At 67.2% G+C, this 15,664-nt stretch carries 10 protein-coding genes; 6 read left to right on the top strand and 4 right to left on the bottom strand.

Annotated features, from left to right (window positions below; translation table 11 throughout):
* Positions 1 to 545: 545 nt before the first annotated feature.
* From pgi to IHV25_RS08595, 3 genes are all read left to right on the top strand, one after another.
* Positions 546 to 2,189 (top strand): glucose-6-phosphate isomerase, encoded by a 1,644-nt coding sequence (pgi, locus tag IHV25_RS08605; RefSeq protein WP_192534708.1) that lies wholly within the window; start codon positions 546 to 548, stop codon positions 2,187 to 2,189.
* A 4-nt stretch (positions 2,190 to 2,193) separates the two neighbouring features.
* Entirely contained in the window at positions 2,194 to 4,107 is a 1,914-nt protein-coding gene (gene mutL, locus IHV25_RS08600; RefSeq protein ID WP_192534707.1) for a DNA mismatch repair endonuclease MutL, read from the top strand.
* 83 nt (positions 4,108 to 4,190) lie between these two features.
* Positions 4,191 to 4,679 (top strand): hypothetical protein, encoded by a 489-nt coding sequence (locus IHV25_RS08595; RefSeq protein WP_192534706.1) that lies wholly within the window; start codon positions 4,191 to 4,193, stop codon positions 4,677 to 4,679.
* Positions 4,680 to 5,447: 768 nt separating this feature from the next.
* Here IHV25_RS08595 and IHV25_RS10480 read toward each other — a convergent pair.
* Positions 5,448 to 5,942, bottom strand: coding sequence for a MarR family winged helix-turn-helix transcriptional regulator (locus tag IHV25_RS10480; protein WP_242018888.1), 495 nt, complete (start codon positions 5,940 to 5,942; stop codon positions 5,448 to 5,450).
* 377 nt (positions 5,943 to 6,319) lie between these two features.
* Here IHV25_RS10480 and IHV25_RS08585 point away from each other — a divergent pair, with 377 nt between their 5' ends.
* Positions 6,320 to 6,997, top strand: a complete 678-nt coding sequence (locus IHV25_RS08585) for a LuxR C-terminal-related transcriptional regulator (RefSeq protein WP_192534704.1) — start codon at positions 6,320 to 6,322, stop codon at positions 6,995 to 6,997.
* Between the two features lie 626 nt (positions 6,998 to 7,623).
* On the opposite strand, the gene cobU is transcribed toward IHV25_RS08585, so the two are convergent.
* From cobU to IHV25_RS08570, 3 genes are read right to left on the bottom strand one after another with little or no spacing between them, the layout of a single operon-like run.
* Positions 7,624 to 8,262 carry a bifunctional adenosylcobinamide kinase/adenosylcobinamide-phosphate guanylyltransferase gene (gene cobU / locus IHV25_RS08580; RefSeq protein WP_338048614.1) on the bottom strand — a complete coding sequence of 213 codons (639 nt, stop codon included), beginning with the start codon at positions 8,260 to 8,262 and terminating at the stop codon, positions 7,624 to 7,626.
* Complete coding sequence (locus IHV25_RS08575) at positions 8,259 to 9,038, bottom strand: histidine phosphatase family protein (protein ID WP_242018887.1); 780 nt, start codon at positions 9,036 to 9,038, stop codon at positions 8,259 to 8,261. The genes cobU and IHV25_RS08575 overlap by 4 nt, the downstream gene beginning before the upstream one ends.
* Before the next feature lie 13 nt (positions 9,039 to 9,051).
* Positions 9,052 to 9,882 (bottom strand): adenosylcobinamide-GDP ribazoletransferase, encoded by an 831-nt coding sequence (locus IHV25_RS08570; protein WP_197975010.1) that lies wholly within the window; start codon positions 9,880 to 9,882, stop codon positions 9,052 to 9,054.
* Between the two features lie 230 nt (positions 9,883 to 10,112).
* Here IHV25_RS08570 and cobT point away from each other — a divergent pair, with 230 nt between their 5' ends.
* Positions 10,113 to 11,177 (top strand): nicotinate-nucleotide--dimethylbenzimidazole phosphoribosyltransferase, encoded by a 1,065-nt coding sequence (gene cobT, locus IHV25_RS08565; RefSeq protein ID WP_192534703.1) that lies wholly within the window; start codon positions 10,113 to 10,115, stop codon positions 11,175 to 11,177.
* Between the two features lie 729 nt (positions 11,178 to 11,906).
* Positions 11,907 to 15,446, top strand: a complete 3,540-nt coding sequence (locus tag IHV25_RS08560; RefSeq protein ID WP_192534702.1) for a pyridine nucleotide-disulfide oxidoreductase — start codon at positions 11,907 to 11,909, stop codon at positions 15,444 to 15,446.
* The last annotated feature ends 218 nt before the right edge of the window (positions 15,447 to 15,664 follow it).

Genomic DNA, 15,664 nt, shown 5'->3' with positions numbered 1-15,664 from the left:
TTTCCGACAGCGGGAGCCCGGAACACCCCGGCCCCTCCCGGTGACATGGGGCATGGCCCGGAAGAGCAACACTCCGCCTTCCGGATCCGCACCCGGATCTTCCCCGAGTCCGTTCCCTTTACCGCGGTGCATGCTCGCGCCGGTATCGTGCGGGCGGTTTCTTTCGACCCGTGCCGGGCGCGCGTCGGCCTCGCGCGGGCTCTGCCCCTCTTCGGAGGCCGGGCCTGCGGGTCGGCACGGTGTTTCGCTTCGAAACAATTCACATTCGCTTTGGATATGATCTAGAATCGTGCGAGTTTTCATGCTCGGCGGTTGGGCCTCCCGGCGCCGGCGCGTTCCGGTGACCGCGACGGGGGCTGCCGCGCCCGCCTGCGCCCCGGTTTTTGGCGCGGGCCCGGGGGCGGTCGCACCGTCTCCCTGGGTCGCCTCCCGGGTGCTGCCGGTCCGAACCCGGCAAGCGGACCCGCACCGCAGGGCATGAAAACACCGCATCGGCCCTGCTCCCGTCGGAGCCCGGGGTCTGTCAGGCAATGAGAGGGTTTCGAATGACAACGTTGAGGACATTGAAGGCGTGGCGCACTTTGGAAACTCTTGCGGGGGACTTGCGGGGCGTCACCATGCGGGATCTGTTTCGCAGTGACCCCCGGCGGTTCGAGCGGATGCACGAGCGACTTGGGGATTTCGTGTTCGACTACTCCAAGAACCTGGTGACGCCCGCGGTTCTGGAAGCTCTCATGAGCCTGGCCCGGGAAGCGGGGGTGGAGAAGCGGCGCGACGCCATGTTCCGGGGCGAGAAGATCAACACCACGGAAAACCGGGCCGTTTTGCACACGGCCCTTCGCGATCCGACCCCGGATCCGGTCCTGGTGGATGGAAAGGATGTGAAACCCGAGATCCGCGAGGTCCAGGCGCGCATGGCCGGCTTTGTGGAGGCGGTGCATTCCGGCGACTGGCTCGGGGCCTCCGGCGGACGCATCACCGATGTGGTCAACATCGGGATCGGCGGCTCGGACCTGGGCCCCCGCATGGTGGTGGACGCCCTCGAGCCCTACCGGGTCCGGGATCTGCGGGTCCATTTTGTCTCGAACGTGGACGGCACAGACATTTCCCGGGTTCTGGCCCAGCTGACCCCGGACAACACCCTGTTTCTTGTGGCCTCCAAGACCTTCACGACCCAGGAGACCCTGGCCAACGCCCACACCGCCCGGGACTGGCTGGTGAAGGCTCTGGGGCGCCGGGCCGTCTCCAACCACTTCGTAGCTCTGTCCACCAACCTGGAGGCCGTGACCGAGTTTGGCATTGATCCCGAGGTCATGTTTGAGTTCTGGGACTGGGTGGGGGGGCGCTACTCCCTGTGGTCCGCGATTGGCCTGTCCATTGCGCTGGCGGTGGGCTGGGACACCTTCACCCGCCTTCTGGCGGGCGCCCACGAGATGGACGTCCACTTCCGCACCGCTCCCCTGGAGCAGAACATTCCGGTTCTGGCCGGTCTGATCGGCTTTTGGAACATCCAGTTCCTTGGGGCGCGGGCCACGGCGGTCCTGCCCTATGACCAGAGCCTTGCACGCCTTCCCGCCTATCTCCAGCAGGCGGACATGGAGAGCACGGGCAAGCGCACAACCCTGTCCGGCGAGACGGTGGACTACCCCACCGGTGCCGTTCTGTTCGGCGAGCCCGGGACCAACGGACAGCACTCGTTCTACCAGATGATCCACCAGGGCACGCACCTGATCCCCTGCGATTTTCTGGCGCCGGTCCGCTCCCACTATCCGGTCGGGCGTCATCAGGCGATCTTGCTTGCCAACATGTTCGCCCAGTCCGAGGCGCTCATGACCGGTCGCACCGAGGACGAGGCCTGGGCCGGTCTTGCGGACAGCGGCCTGAAAGGCGAGGCCCTGGACACTCTGCTGCCCCATGTGGTCTTCCCAGGGAACCGTCCGTCGAATACCATGCTGTTTCGTGTTCTGGACCCCGAGACTCTGGGCCGCATCATTGCCCTTTACGAGCACCGGATTCATGTCCAGGCTACCTTGTGGAACCTGAATGCCTATGATCAGTTCGGGGTGGAGCTGGGCAAGCGCCTGGCGGCCGTCGTCCTGCCCGAGCTGGAGAAGAAGCGGGGCGCCCTGGCGCACGACGCGTCCACCAACGGCCTGATCGAGTTCTTCCGTCTCTGGAGTGAGGACTAGCCCTGTGAGCATCCGCCGCCTTCCCTCAACCCTGGTCAACCGCATCGCTGCGGGCGAGGTCGTCGAGCGTCCTGCCTCCGTTCTCAAGGAACTGGTGGAAAACGCCATCGATGCCGGCGCCACCTCGATCGAGATCATGCTGGGGGAGGGCGGACGGGCGCGCCTGGTGGTGGTCGACGACGGCTGCGGCATGTCTCCCGACGACATGCTGCTCGCCGTGGAGCGCCATGCGACCTCCAAGCTGCCGGAGGATGACCTTGTCGATATCCGGACCCTGGGCTTCCGGGGGGAGGCTCTGCCCTCCATCGGCTCCGTGGCCCGGCTGACCCTGACCAGCCGGCCCCGGGGCTCGGACAGCGCCTGGTCTTTGAGCGTGGACGGCGGACACCGGGGCGAGCCGGAGCCCGCCAGCCATCCGGCCGGAACCCGGGTGGATGTCCGGGACCTGTTTTTCGCCACTCCCGCCCGGCTCAAGTTTCTGAAATCCATCCGGACCGAGCAGGGCCACGCGGTGGACGTGCTCCAGCGGCTGGCTCTGGCCCATCCGGGAATTTCGTTTCGCCTCTCGGACTCGGGGCGCGAGATTTTCCGGGTTCTTGCTGCGTCGTCGGATGATCTCCTGGATCCGGCCGAGCTGTCCCGCCAGCGGGTCGGGGCTGTCCTGGGGCGGGACGTGGCCGAGAATTCGGTCACCCTCGATGTGGAGCGCGAGGGCTATCACCTGTCCGGCATTGCCGGGCTCCCCACCTGCAACCGCGCCACCAGTGCCGCGCAGTACCTGTTTGTGAACGGACGTCCCGTGCGCGACCGGCTTCTGTACGGGGCCGTGCGGGCGGCCTACAGCGATGTTCTGGCCCACGACCGTCACGCGGTGGTGGTCCTGTATCTTCGCCTGCCCCCGGAAGAGGTGGACGTCAATGTGCACCCGGCCAAAACCGAGGTGCGGTTCCGGGATTCCGCCCGGGTCCGCTCGCTTATTGTCTCCGCACTGCGTCATGCGCTCGCGGAGGCGCGGGAGCGGGCCAGCTCCACCGTGACCACCGGCTATCTCGGCTCTGGTGGCGGGGACGCCGGGCCGGACGTTCGCGCTCCGGGAGGCAGCGGCGTCCCCGGTCAGCCGGGGGGGCTGCCCTGGCGGCCCGGCTCGCGGCCCCATTCGTTTCAACTCCCGCCCACCCAGGAGCGATTGCGCTTTGCCTACGAGACCGGATCCTTCGGAGTGTCGGAGGGCTGGAATGCTCCGGCCCCGGGCGAGTCTCCGTTCTCACGGGCGCCGGGCGCCCCTGCCGATCCCTTTGAGGCCGCGTCCACGGCTGCGCAGGGGGTACCCGACGAGGATCATCCCCTGGGCTACGCGGTCGGGCAGGTCCACAACACCTACATCCTTGCCCAGAGTTCGGGCGGGCTTGTGGTCGTTGACCAGCACGCCGCCCACGAGCGCATCGTCATGGAGCGCATGAAGGACCAGCGGGCCGCCGGTGCCGTTGCCCGCCAGGGCCTGCTTCTGCCCGAGGTCGTGGAACTGGGCCTGCGTGAGAAGGATGCCCTTCTGAACGCCGCCGCGGAGCTGGAAACCCTGGGCCTTGTGCTCGAGGGGTTTGGCCCCGGGGCCGTTGTGGTCCGGGAAATCCCCGCCCTTCTGGGGGACACGGACGTGCGCGGGCTGGTGCGGGACCTGGCCGAGTCTCTTCTGGAGTGGGGGACGGCGACGGTTCTGGAGGACCGCATCGGCCATATCTTTGCGACCATGGCCTGCCACGGGTCGGTTCGGGCCGGCCGGCGCCTGCGTCTCGAGGAAATGAATGCCCTCCTGCGCCAGATGGAGCAGACCCCCCGGGCCGGGCAATGTAACCATGGCAGACCCACCCATATTACGCTAAAGTTGGCCGATATCGAGCGCCTGTTCGGCCGCCGCTAGAACCCCCAAGATCCGGGGAGACAGGGGCAGCTGGCAGGCTTTTCAACGTTATCTCCGGGACTTTGATGGTGGAGGCTCATTTGATGCTTCGCGCTTTTGTGGTGGTCATTGCGCTCGCGTGCGCCCAGCCTGTGGCAAGCGCGGCCGCGTGGGCGGCCGAGCCTCCGTCGGCCGAGGCGTTCGCCCTGCTTGATTCTGTTCCGGATCGTCTGGAAGCCTGCAACACCGCCGGGATTCTGGATGAGGCCGGGGACCAGGCTGCCGTGCTGAAGGCCCTTCAGAAGGATATCGCCTGCCTTGTCGGCCTGGCCGGCGAGATTTCCCAGACGTTCTATCCGTCGGATGCCTTTGGCCGGGGGCGGGGCGGGTCCCTGTCCGCGGCCCTCGAGCGGGTCAACGCCGAGCTGCTTCCGGTCTATGTCGGAGTCCAGACGAAGCCTTTGGCCTGCGCTCCGAACTGTGATGCGTTCTATCTGCGGCAGGCGTACGACATGAACGTGCGGTTCCTCAACGTGTTCATTCTCGACATGATCGAGCGCCTGAAGGACGACAGTCCCATCCATACGGAATAGGCCCCGCCCGGATGATTGCCGAAGCCCTGCGCGCCCTGCTCATGCCCGCGGACCCGGTCGCCCGGAAGCTTGGGCTGGTGCGGGAAATGGTGGCGTTCGAGAGCCGGGCGCGCCGTTTGCGCCGGGCCTGGGCCCCCCACCGGGAGGCCGCGCACACGGCCATCCTTTCGGCCCTGTCCCACGTACCCGGGCGCGGTTCTATGGCCGTTCTGGGCTCGGGCCTGCTTCTGGAGATTCCCCTGGAAACGCTGGCCCGCGCCTTCGGCACCATCATCCTGGTGGATGCCGTGTTCCCCCGCGCGGTTCGGAAGCGTGCCCGGGCGGCCGGGTCTGTCCGCCTTGTGGAGGCGGACCTCACGGGCGTTCTGAGGGCGATTGCCGCTGCCCCCGGGGCTATTCCCCCGGTTCCCTGTCCTGCGCCCCTGCCGCCCGAGGCCCTGGCCGCAGACCTCGTGATTTCCGCCAACGTCCTGTCCCAGCTTCCGGTCCTGCCCCGCCTCCATCTGGAGCGGGCGGGACACGCCGATGCAAAGATCGGAGTCTTCTGCGAACGCCTGGTGGCCGCGCACCTGCACGCTCTGGAGGGCGCCAGAGGGGATGTGTTCTTTCTGGGAGATGTGGAAAGGGAGGAGACCCGGACGGGAGGGGCGTGCGAACGCTATGATCTGGTCTACGGAGTCTGTCCCGAACTGGAGGCCTGCAAAACCTGGTGGTGGGATCTGGCCCCGCCGGGAGAGGAGGGACGGGGACTGCGGGTGCGTCACAAGGTCAGGGCCGGATTTCTCCGGCGTGCGGGTCTGTCGGATGGGGCGGGGAAAACCGGGGATCGGGAAGATCCGGGGCCGGGCGGGTGTACAGGTAGAGGATCAGTTTCTCCAGAGCCTCTGTAAGGACCGACCGCTGCTCCGCCACAAGGGTGTCGATCCCTCCGATCAGCCCCTGGATCGGGTCGTCCGCGATCAGGGCCAGTCCGGCTTCCGTCAGCAGAAGGACATGGGAGCTTTTCTTGGACTTGCTGGGCGCCCGGGTGAGGTACCCCTTGCGGACCAGTGCGGAGATGGACTGGGAGGCCGTGCCCCGGGATGTGCCGTAGTGGTCGGCGAACTTCATGACCGTGGCAACGTTCTCGTTCGCCTGCGAAAAGTACCGCAAGGCCATCCATTGGGCCGGGTTGAGGCCGCCGGTGAAGCCCCGGCTGTGCGTCAGCCGACCTATCTGGGTCAGCAGTTCGGCTATGGCCTCGGAAGATGCGTTTCGCGTCATTGTGTCCCACCTGAGCGGCGCCCGGGCAAGGTTCCTCAAGGGAGGCGGAACCTCAAAACGGATATAGAATTCCCTAAAGGATGCCTTAACTGAAGGCGTTTAGCAAGAACGGACGGGGGCGGGAACCCCTCTTCTCCCTTCCGCGCCGGACGCTCCCGTGGCATGGGGTCCGGGATGCACGGAGAAGGATATCTTCCCAGGATCGCCGCTTCCTCTATGCTTAAGAATATGCTAGTCTGATTGCTACCCGGTAGAGAGGTTACCTCTTTTGGGATGGTTTCTGCAGGTGTCTCAGAAGTCGAGCAGCAAGCAGCGTTCGCGGCCGGGTTTCGGGCCGCGCGCTTTCTCGGAAAAACTGCGGCAGAGGTTTACCGACCATGCGTCTTCTTATTGTTGATGATCATGAACTCTTCCGGAACGGGTTGCGCTTCCAGATCAGCGCCATCGACCCCACAATCGAGATCGTGGAGGCCAGCACGTTCAGCCGGGCCCTGCGCATGGTCGAGGGGGGGAGCGAGTTTGATGTGGTGTTTCTGGATATCATGATCCCCGACTCGGTGGACTGGAAAGAGGCTCTCGTCACGCTGCGCAGTCAGGACAACCCACCGGATGCGGTGGTCATGTCCGGCCGCGAGGAGCCCCGGATCATCAGTTCCGCCATCGAGCTCGGGGCCGTGGCCTTCATCCCCAAAAGTCTTGAGGGGGACGTTCTGGAAAGTGCCCTTCGCCTTGTTCTTGTAGGCGGATTCACCATTGCGCCGCGGTCCTTGCAGCGCTCGCTGGCCGCGGCGACCCAGGAGGGCGCGCGGGTCGCCCGCCGGTTCGAGTACGAGGATGGGGACGGGGACGTCGAGGAGGATCCCTTCTCCCTCACACCCCGCCAGAGGGAGGTGCTCGAGCATATCAACTCCGGTCTGTCGAACCGGCGCATCGCCGAGGAGATGAACCTGTCGGAGGCCACCATCAAGATGCATATCGGGCGCCTCTTCAAGGTTCTCGGAGCCCAGAGCCGGACCGACGCCCTCGCCCTGGCCCGTCGCAAGAGAATTCTCTAGTTTCCGTGCGTTCGCCCGCGGCCTTCACCTGCTGTGTGAGGGCCGGCCGCACGGGGTTCTCACAATCAGCCGTGTTTCCAGACCCCGTCCCGCCTTTTCGCGGTGCGGGTTTTTTTGTCCGTGCGCCCTGTCAGCGCGGCCTGTCCATGCGCCGCACAAAGGAGCCGGGGATCCCTGTTCGGGGCCCGAATGCGGGGGGGCGGTGCCCGTCGGGGACGTCCCGACCTGTCCGGGCCGGGGCCGCTCATGATCCCCCGGGCGCGACCGCGGGCGGAGGGCAGCCTTGGCCTGGCGTGTGAGGCACCCTCACCGGGATCCCGGCTGATCATCTTAAGGGGCCGCTGACCCTCCCCGGCGCGTGGTCCAGAAGCACCGGCTTCCCCGCCAGCAGCTGTTTTTTGCAGGTCATCGGCGTTCCCGCTCCCGTGCCCGGGGGCGCTTCGGCCCGACTTCGGAGCAGGAGCTGGCGCTGGTGTGCTTTGCGGAGGGAAAAGGTGGGCCCGCCGAAACGTCCCGTCCCGTCGCCCGGAACGCTCAGGCGTTTCCGTGTGAGGAGTCCGCCCTGCCTGCCGCCCCGCCTGCGGCCCCGGTGGCGGCCGACGCTACAGTAGCCGTTTCTGGGGGCGTCAGGGGACGTCCTTCAGGACAACAGGAATTCCTGCCACGGTCAGCAAAACCCGGTCCGCTCGTGCGGCAAGGGCCTGGTTCATGCGTCCAAGAACATCCTGGAACGCCCGGCCCAGGGGTGTGGGCGGAACCACCCCCAAGCCCACCTCGCCCGAGACCAGGAACACCGGCGCCCGGGCCTGATCAAGGGCCGCAACCAACGCCTCCCGGGCGGAGGCCTCGATGGCGGTTGACTGGCGGGCCTTCTCGAACTCGTCACCGGGCGCATTCATGAACGCATCCATCATCAGGGTTCCCAGCCAGAGCACCACGCAGTCCACCAGGACCGGGCGCTCGGGGTTTGTGGCGTGCTCCAGCAGGGCGTCCGGCAGCGCGCGCCCGGCCTCGACGGTCTCCCAGTTCCCGGCGGCGCGCTGTTCCCGGTGGGCCGCGATGCGGGCTGTCATCTCGCTGTCGCTTCCGGCCTCGGGAAGGGGGGCGGTGGCGAGATAGAGCGGGCTCCCGCCGAGGGCACGGCACAGGCGTTCCGCAAGGGCGCTTTTGCCCGAACGGGCCCCTCCCAGGACCAGGGTCAGGCGTGCGTTTCCGGCTTCCAGAGCCTCCGGGGATGCGCCCATGGGGCCGGTGAAACGACTCACGGCGGAACCTCGTTCATGCTCTGGACGCTCCATCCGGCGCCCGCGTGGTGCTGGAGACAGGTGAGGGACAGGGGTGCCACCTCCAGTCTCAGGGCGACGGCAGGATCCAGGTCAAGGGCAACGGCCATCGCCGCGCGGATGGATCCCGCATGGGCGACGGCAACGATGTCTCCGGTTCCCACGATGTCGGTCCAGTGGCGGATGCCCGTGTCCACCCGCCGGACCAGGGTCTCGAAGCTCTCGCCCCCCGGAGGAATGCCGGTGGCCGGGTCTTTCCAGAAAAATGCGCCTTCCGTGTCGTCCGGGTGGTCGCCGGCGGTCAGGTCGTTCCAGGTCCGCCCCTCCCAGGTGCCGAAATTCTGCTCGAGGAGGGCGGGTTCCTCGTGGGCATTATGGAACACCGCGCCGGCGTTCTCGAGGGCCTGAAGGGTCTGGCGCGCCCGAAGAAGGGGGCTGAGAAGAACCGTGGGGGCGACCGGAAGCCGTTCGGCCAGGAGGATCATCATGTCGAGATCCGAGGTGTCGCACGGCAGGTCCATCTGCCCCAGGATCAGCCCCGGGGTGGCCGGAACGGGTGCATGGCGGATCCACCACCAGCGGACGGTCCCCGGGCTGAGAACCCGGTCACGGGACATGGATGTGCTGCGGCTGTCGTTGTGGGCGTGGCGCCCCTCGGCCGGCGTCTGTCCCACGCCCGGTGCCGGATGGAACGGAAAGGCCGGGAGGCTGCTTTTCCGTGCGGCATTGGCCACATATTTCAAACGTCCAGGTGTCATGGGACGCCTCCATTCAGAGCAGGGCGGCGAACGCAAGCAGCGCGGTGGTCTCACAGAGAACCGAGGCGGCTCCGACGATGTCCCCCGTCTGTCCGCCCAGACGCCGCCGGGCGCTGCGGATCAGCCAGAGAACCGGCACAAGCCCCGCCAGGATCCCGCACAGGGCAACCCCGACCGGCAGGAACACAAAGGCAAGCGCGGCGGAAAAACCGAACGCAACGGCCAGAGCGGCCGGTCCCGGACGTCCGCACTGGGCGCCCAGGCCATCCTTGCGTGCCGGATCCAGGGACGCCAGAACCAGCCCGCAGGACGCACGGCCCAGAGCGGCGGCCGCCACCAGGGCCCCGGCGATCGCAATCAGCCGGCCGGCTTCGGGCGCGCCGGACACACTGACAATGCCGGAGATGGCAGAGGCCCGCAGACCCGTCATCACAATCAGGGTCAGCGCCCCGTAGGTTCCGATCCGGGAGTCCCGCATGATCTCAAGGGCGCGCTCCCGGGTAAAGGCGCCCATTCCGTCGGCGGTGTCGGACAGGCCGTCCTCGTGCAGGGCGCCGGTTGCGATGATCATGCTTCCGACCGCAAGAAAACCCGTAGCAAGCGCGGGAAGGCCCAGAAGCACGCCCGCAAGGGCGACCAGCGCGCCAATCCCCCCCACCAGAGCCCCGGCGACGGGAAACGCCCAGACGCATCGGGCCAGGGGCGGGTGGCCAGCCCTCAGCGCCGGGGGAAGGCGGGTCAGGAACCCGATGGCGCAGGCCAGTTCGCTGAGGCGCGATGCCTTCTCAGAGGACTGTGATCTGCCGCTGGTGTCTGTGGTTTCGGCTTGCTTCTGTTCGTTCAACACACGGTGCCCCATCATTCCGGCCGAGCGTTCTTCCTCGAAACCCAACCCGTAACGGATTTCTGCCCGCTGTCAAGAACTCTCTCCCGGCGGGCGAATTTTTCTTGTGTCGGGCGGGCAGAGGCCTTAGCTCTGGGCAGGGCCGCCTGACGGGCGTGCCGCGCGCCCCAGCGCCTTTCTCCGGCAACGGGGCCCTGTCCAATGCCTCAACCTCCGGAGACAATCCTCCCATGTCGCCCAGCCTTGCATCTGCCCGACGTTCCGTGGCCTCAGTCGCCGAATTCGAGGCCCTTCTTCACTCCCTTCCCGGCCCCGACGAGGCGGCGCGGGCGGCGGCATCCGAGCGGGAGCCCTGCCTGATAAAGCCCCGTGGCTCCATGGGTGTCCTGGAACCCCTGGTAGCCACTCTCGCCGCGTGGCAGCACAGACACCCCCCCAAGGTCGAGACGGTGTTCGTGGACGTCTTTATAGGGGCCCACGGGATCGCGGAGTATGGGGTCTCGGCCTATCCGCCCGAGGTCACCGCCCAGATGGCCGCAAGCTACGAGATGGAGGGCGCGGCCATAAACCAGCTGGCCCGGTCCTGCGGGGCCCGGCTTCGGGTCACTCCCATCGAGCTGGACACGCCGACCCGCCCGTTCCACCGGGAACCGGCCATGAGCCCGGAGGAGTTCGTCCGGGCCCTGAATGTGGGCCTGTCCGTCGATCTGGAGGGGGCCGACCTTCTGTGTATCGGGGAAACGGGTATCGGCAACACAACCTGTGCCGCGGCCCTGGCGCTGGCCCTTTTCGGGGGCGAGGCAACGGACTGGACCGGTCCGGGCAGCGGCGTGCGCGGCGAGGCCCTGGCCAACAAGGCGCGCCTGGTGAGTGAGGCGGTGGCCCTTCACCGTCCGTCGATGGCCAGCGGTCTCGACATCCTTCGCTGTCTGGGCGGGCGGGAACTGGCCGCCATGGCGGGCGCGACGGTGGCAGCCCGTCTTGCCGGCGTTCCGGTGGTTCTGGACGGGTTTACCACCTGTGCGGCGGTCGCGTGCCTTCAGGCGGTGGAGCCGGGGGCTCTGGACCATTGCGTCCTCGGACACCTGTCACGGGAACCCGGGCACGGGGCTCTGGCCGCCGCCATGGGGTTCGAGCCCCTCTTGCGTCTGGGAATGGCCCTGGGCGAGGCCACCGGGGCCGTCATGGCCGTGCCCCTGCTGCGAGCCGCGTGCTTCTGTCACGCCAACATGGCCACCTTCGAGGAGGCTGGCGTGTCCGGGGAGGTGGAGGGCGCCCCGGCTCCGAAGGCGTGATCCGTCGCTCTGCCTGAGCGTAATCGTATTGGGGAAGGGCGGGCTGCGGTCGCGCCGTTCCTCCGGGCCCCGGGAGAGCACATCCCGGGGCTTTTTTGTGGCCGCCCGGTGCGGCCCCCGGCCCGGTTGGGGCCGCGTCCCCCAGCGGAGCATGTGACCCGCCACGACAGGTGTTGTGACCGGTCGGGGCCCGGACCGGTGCCTCCGGAAAAGGAGGGCTGCCGCCCGCCAAAACGGCCACTGTCTTCGGAACAGGGGCCCGGTCTGCGGAAAGGGCGGATCTGCGGGCTGGCTGCTGTACTTTATTTCTGGAATATGAGTCTTAACGGGCGGGTGTTGCGTTCGGGAGCGCAGACGTGGACGCGCGGCCCCTGACGGGCGGGCGCAGGACGCGGCGGCTGTCCCCGCGCCCGTCCCCCTGTTGTCCGTGGCTGTCGTGCCCGGTCCGGTGGTATATTCAATCAAACAATACTAAATCCACCTAATCGGATAACACATTGTATTAAAGATTAAATATTTTCCGGTTTTTCCCTTCCTGACTCGAGTTTTCGGCCGGGACCGGCTATCCTGACTCCCGCGTCCGAACGGGACGCCGCGCGACCGGACCGCAGGCCCCGGGAAAACGTCCCTTCCACAGCAGGGGGCGGGCCCGCCGCGCAGACAGGCGCTGACCTGCCGGCCTGAAACCCGGGACCGGCGGCGCACGCAGTGAGACCGTGAGGAGGCCCCATGACGTCCGAAAACAATCCGGTGCCCGGCGCTGATGCCGTGCCGCTTGGCCTTGGGTTTACTTTTGCCGACCTCTATTGTGATGAAGGGCTTGCCCGGCTTGATGCCGCGTTCTGCGACCACCTGTCGCGGCAGGATCGGGACCTGGGCCTCCACTATCGGGCGGTGCGGGCCAATCCGGCCTCCCTCGAGCCCCGCAAGCTGTCGGACCTGATGCTCGAGGCCGGTCCCCACCTCGAGAGCTTCCTGGCCGCACTCTTCGGGATCGAGAGGGAGGTGGGTCGCTCCCTCAGGGCGCATCAGGATCTTGATGCTCTCTACACGTGCAAGCGGAAGTTCGTCCAGAGGATCGCCGTAAAGAAGATTCGCGAGGCGGAAGCCCAGTTGGAAGATCCGGAGGCTCTGGAAATTGCGCTCTCGCCCCTGATCGGTGCGGATCTGGACGACGAGATGGCCTTCGCCCGGGCGGTTGTCCGGTGGATGGAGGATGAGGCCAGCCACGCCGAGGCTCTGGAGCTTGCCACCCACTTTGCCGCCTGGGCCGCCGAGACCCCGGCCGGTCAGGCCCGTTTCGGGCATGGCGTCCTGTTCCGCCTGCCGGAGAAGCTGGACTACGACAACCTGGTTGAGACCGTCCGCGAGACCGATGACGGCGTGGTGCACACGGGCTGTCCCCCGACCCACCTGCGCGAGCGGGACGGCTTCGACCTGACCGACAGCGGTTTCGACCTTCCCCACGCGCTTGACGCGGCCAACATGTGCATTTTCTGTTATCGCACGGGGGCGGATTCCTGCAAGAAGGGTCTGCAGGACCGCAAGACTGGCGAGATCCGGGTCAATCCTCTGGGCCGCGAGATGCTGGGCTGTCCCCTTGAGGAGCACATCTCCGAGATGAACGAGCTCAAGAGCCGGGGCATGTCCATTGCGGCTCTGGCGGCGGCCACCGTGGCCAACCCCATGGTGGCGGGGACCGGGCACCGGATCTGCAATGACTGCATGGTCTCGTGCATCTACCAGAACCAGTCCCGCGAGCCCGTCAACATCCCCCAGATCGAGACCCGCACGCTGAAGGATGTTCTTGACCTTCCCTGGGGCTTCGAGATCTACAGCCTCCTGACCCGCTGGAACCCCCTGAACGTCAGCCGTCCGCTGCCGCGCCCGGATACGGGGCGGGCGGTCCTGGTGGCGGGTCTCGGCCCGGCCGGGTACACCCTGGCCCACCATCTTCTGAACGAGGGGCACACGGTCGTGGGGATCGACGGCCTGAAGATCGAGCCCCTGGACCCGGCCCTGTCCGGTGTGAAAGCGGACGGTACCCGCGTTCCGTTCTCCCCCATCCGGGACTGGCGCGACCTCTACGAGCCCCTGGGAAGCCGGGTCATGGGCGGTTTCGGCGGCGTGGCCGAATACGGCATCACGGTGCGCTGGGACAAGAACTACCTGACCGTCATCCGCCTTCTGCTGGAGCGCCGGGCGCGCTTTTCCATGCTGGGTGGCGTTCGTATGGGCGGCACCCTCACCCTGGACGAGGCCTTCTCCATGGGCTTCGACCATGTGGCCCTGTGCCTGGGCGCGGGGCGTCCGACCATCGTGCCCATGGAAAACGGTCTGGCCCGGGGCGTCCGGCAGGCCAGCGACTTCCTGATGGGCCTGCAACTGACCGGGGCCTCCCGCAGCGATTCCATCGCCAACCTTCAGGTTCGCCTGCCGGTGGCCGTGATCGGCGGCGGGCTCACCGCCATTGATGCCTGCACCGAGGCCCTGGCCTACTACCCGGTCCAGGTGGAGAAGTTCCTCTCGCGTTATGAACAGCTTGTGAGCGAGCGGGGCGAGGCCGCCGTCCGGGCGGGCTGGAGCGCCGAGGAGCGCGAGGTCGCCGAGGAGTTCCTGGTCCATGGTCGCGCGATCCGCCGCGAGCGTGCCATTGCGCGCCGGCAGGGGCGGGCGCCGCGCCTGCGCGAGATGCTCAAGGCCTGGGGCGGGGCCGCCATCTTCTATCGCCGCCGTCTGGTGGACTCGCCCGCCTACCGCAACAACTACGAGGAGGTGATCAAGGCCTTCGAGGAGGGGATCACGTTCTGTGAGACCCTGTCCCCGGCCAAGATCGAGCTCGACGAATTTGGCCACGCGGCCGCCCTTCACCTGACCCAGAACAAGGCGGTGCAGGGCCGTCCGGAAAAGTGTCTGGTGGTGCCGGTGCGCACCGTGATTATCGCCGCCGGCACGGTGCCCAACACGGTTCTGGGCCGGGAGGACGAGACGGCCCGCATCCCCCTGGACGGGAAGTACTTCCAGGCCGTCGACATGGATGGCAACCCGGTGTCCCCCGAACACTCCACGAAGCCGGACCGAGCGGACGTCCTTTTGCGGGTGAATGCCGACGGCACGGCTGTGAGCTTTTTCGGTGACCAGCACCCGTCGTTCGCGGGGAACGTGGTCTCGGCCATGTCCTCGGCCCAGCGCGGCTATCCGGTGATCAGCAGAATGCTGGAAAAACTTCCGGAACCAAAGGGCAGGGGGGGCGATCTCATCCGGATTGTGAACGAGGAGTTCCGCGCCCGGGTGCACGAGGTCCGGCGGTTTACGGACAACATTGTCCAGTTGACCGTCCATGCCCCCGCCCAGGCCCGCCGCTTCGAGCCGGGACAGTTCTTCCGCCTTCAGAACTTCGAGCGCTTCTCCACGAGTGTGGACAACACCACCCTGGCCATGGAGGGGGTGGCGCTCACCGGTGCCTCCGTAGACCGGGAGCGGGGGCTTCTGTCCATGATCGTCCTGGAGATGGGAGGCTCCTCCGATCTGGTGGCCCACCTGAAGCCCGGAGATCCGGTGGTGGTGATGGGGCCGACGGGGGCGCCGACCTTCCTGCCCTCGGAGGAGACTGTCCTTCTGGTGGGCGGCGGACTGGGGAACGCGGTGCTGTTCTCCATCGGCCGGGCCCTGCGGGACCGGGGCAACAAGGTGCTCTATTTCGCGGGCTACAAGGGCCTGAACGACCGCTACCGGGTGGACGATATCCACGCAGCCGCTGACGTGGTCGTGTGGTGCTGTGACGAGGCCCCGGGCTTCACGCCCTCCCGCCCCCGGGACCTGTCGTTTGTGGGCAACATCGTCGAGGCCCTGAGGGCCTACGGTGCCGGGGAAATCGGGGAGGCCTCCCTTCCCCTTCCCTCGGTGGACCGGATGCTGGTCATCGGCTCGGACCGGATGATGTCCGCCGTCGGGGCGGCGCGTCACAGCATCCTCAAGCCCTATCTGAAGGCCAGCCATCATGCCCTTGGCTCGATCAACTCACCCATGCAGTGCATGATGAAGGAAATCTGCGGGCAGTGTCTCCAGCCGCAGCGCGATCCGGCCACGGGCGAGGTGCGCATCGTCTTCACCTGCTTCAACCAGGACCAGCCGCTGGATGCGGTGGATTTCACGGCTCTGGCGGAGCGGCTCGGACAAAACAGCCTGCCCGAGAAGCTCACCCGGCAGTGGCTTGACCGCTGTCTGGTCAAGCTCGGGAAACGGGAGACGCCGCGAACGGTGCGCTGAGGTCCCGGGACGGCGCGCCTGTGCGGCCGACGAGGGCACAGGCGCAGGCGCGGCGGTGCGGCTGCGATGATCATCCGGGGGGTGCCTGAGGGCGCCCCCCCCTTTTTTGTGCGCCCGGGTGTGGCCGGGTGGGATGCCGTTTCCGGTGTGGGATCCGGTCGGGGTCTTTTGCCGGCCGGGGCGGTCTTTCTGATTGGGGAGAGGCTCCACCCCGGTGC

Origin of the sequence: Phaeovibrio sulfidiphilus (genome assembly GCF_014861485.1) — a bacterium.
GTDB lineage: Bacteria > Pseudomonadota > Alphaproteobacteria > Rhodospirillales > Rhodospirillaceae > Phaeovibrio > Phaeovibrio sulfidiphilus.
Note: the sequence above shows the minus strand (reverse complement) of the source record. Positions and strands in the feature narration are given on the sequence as shown.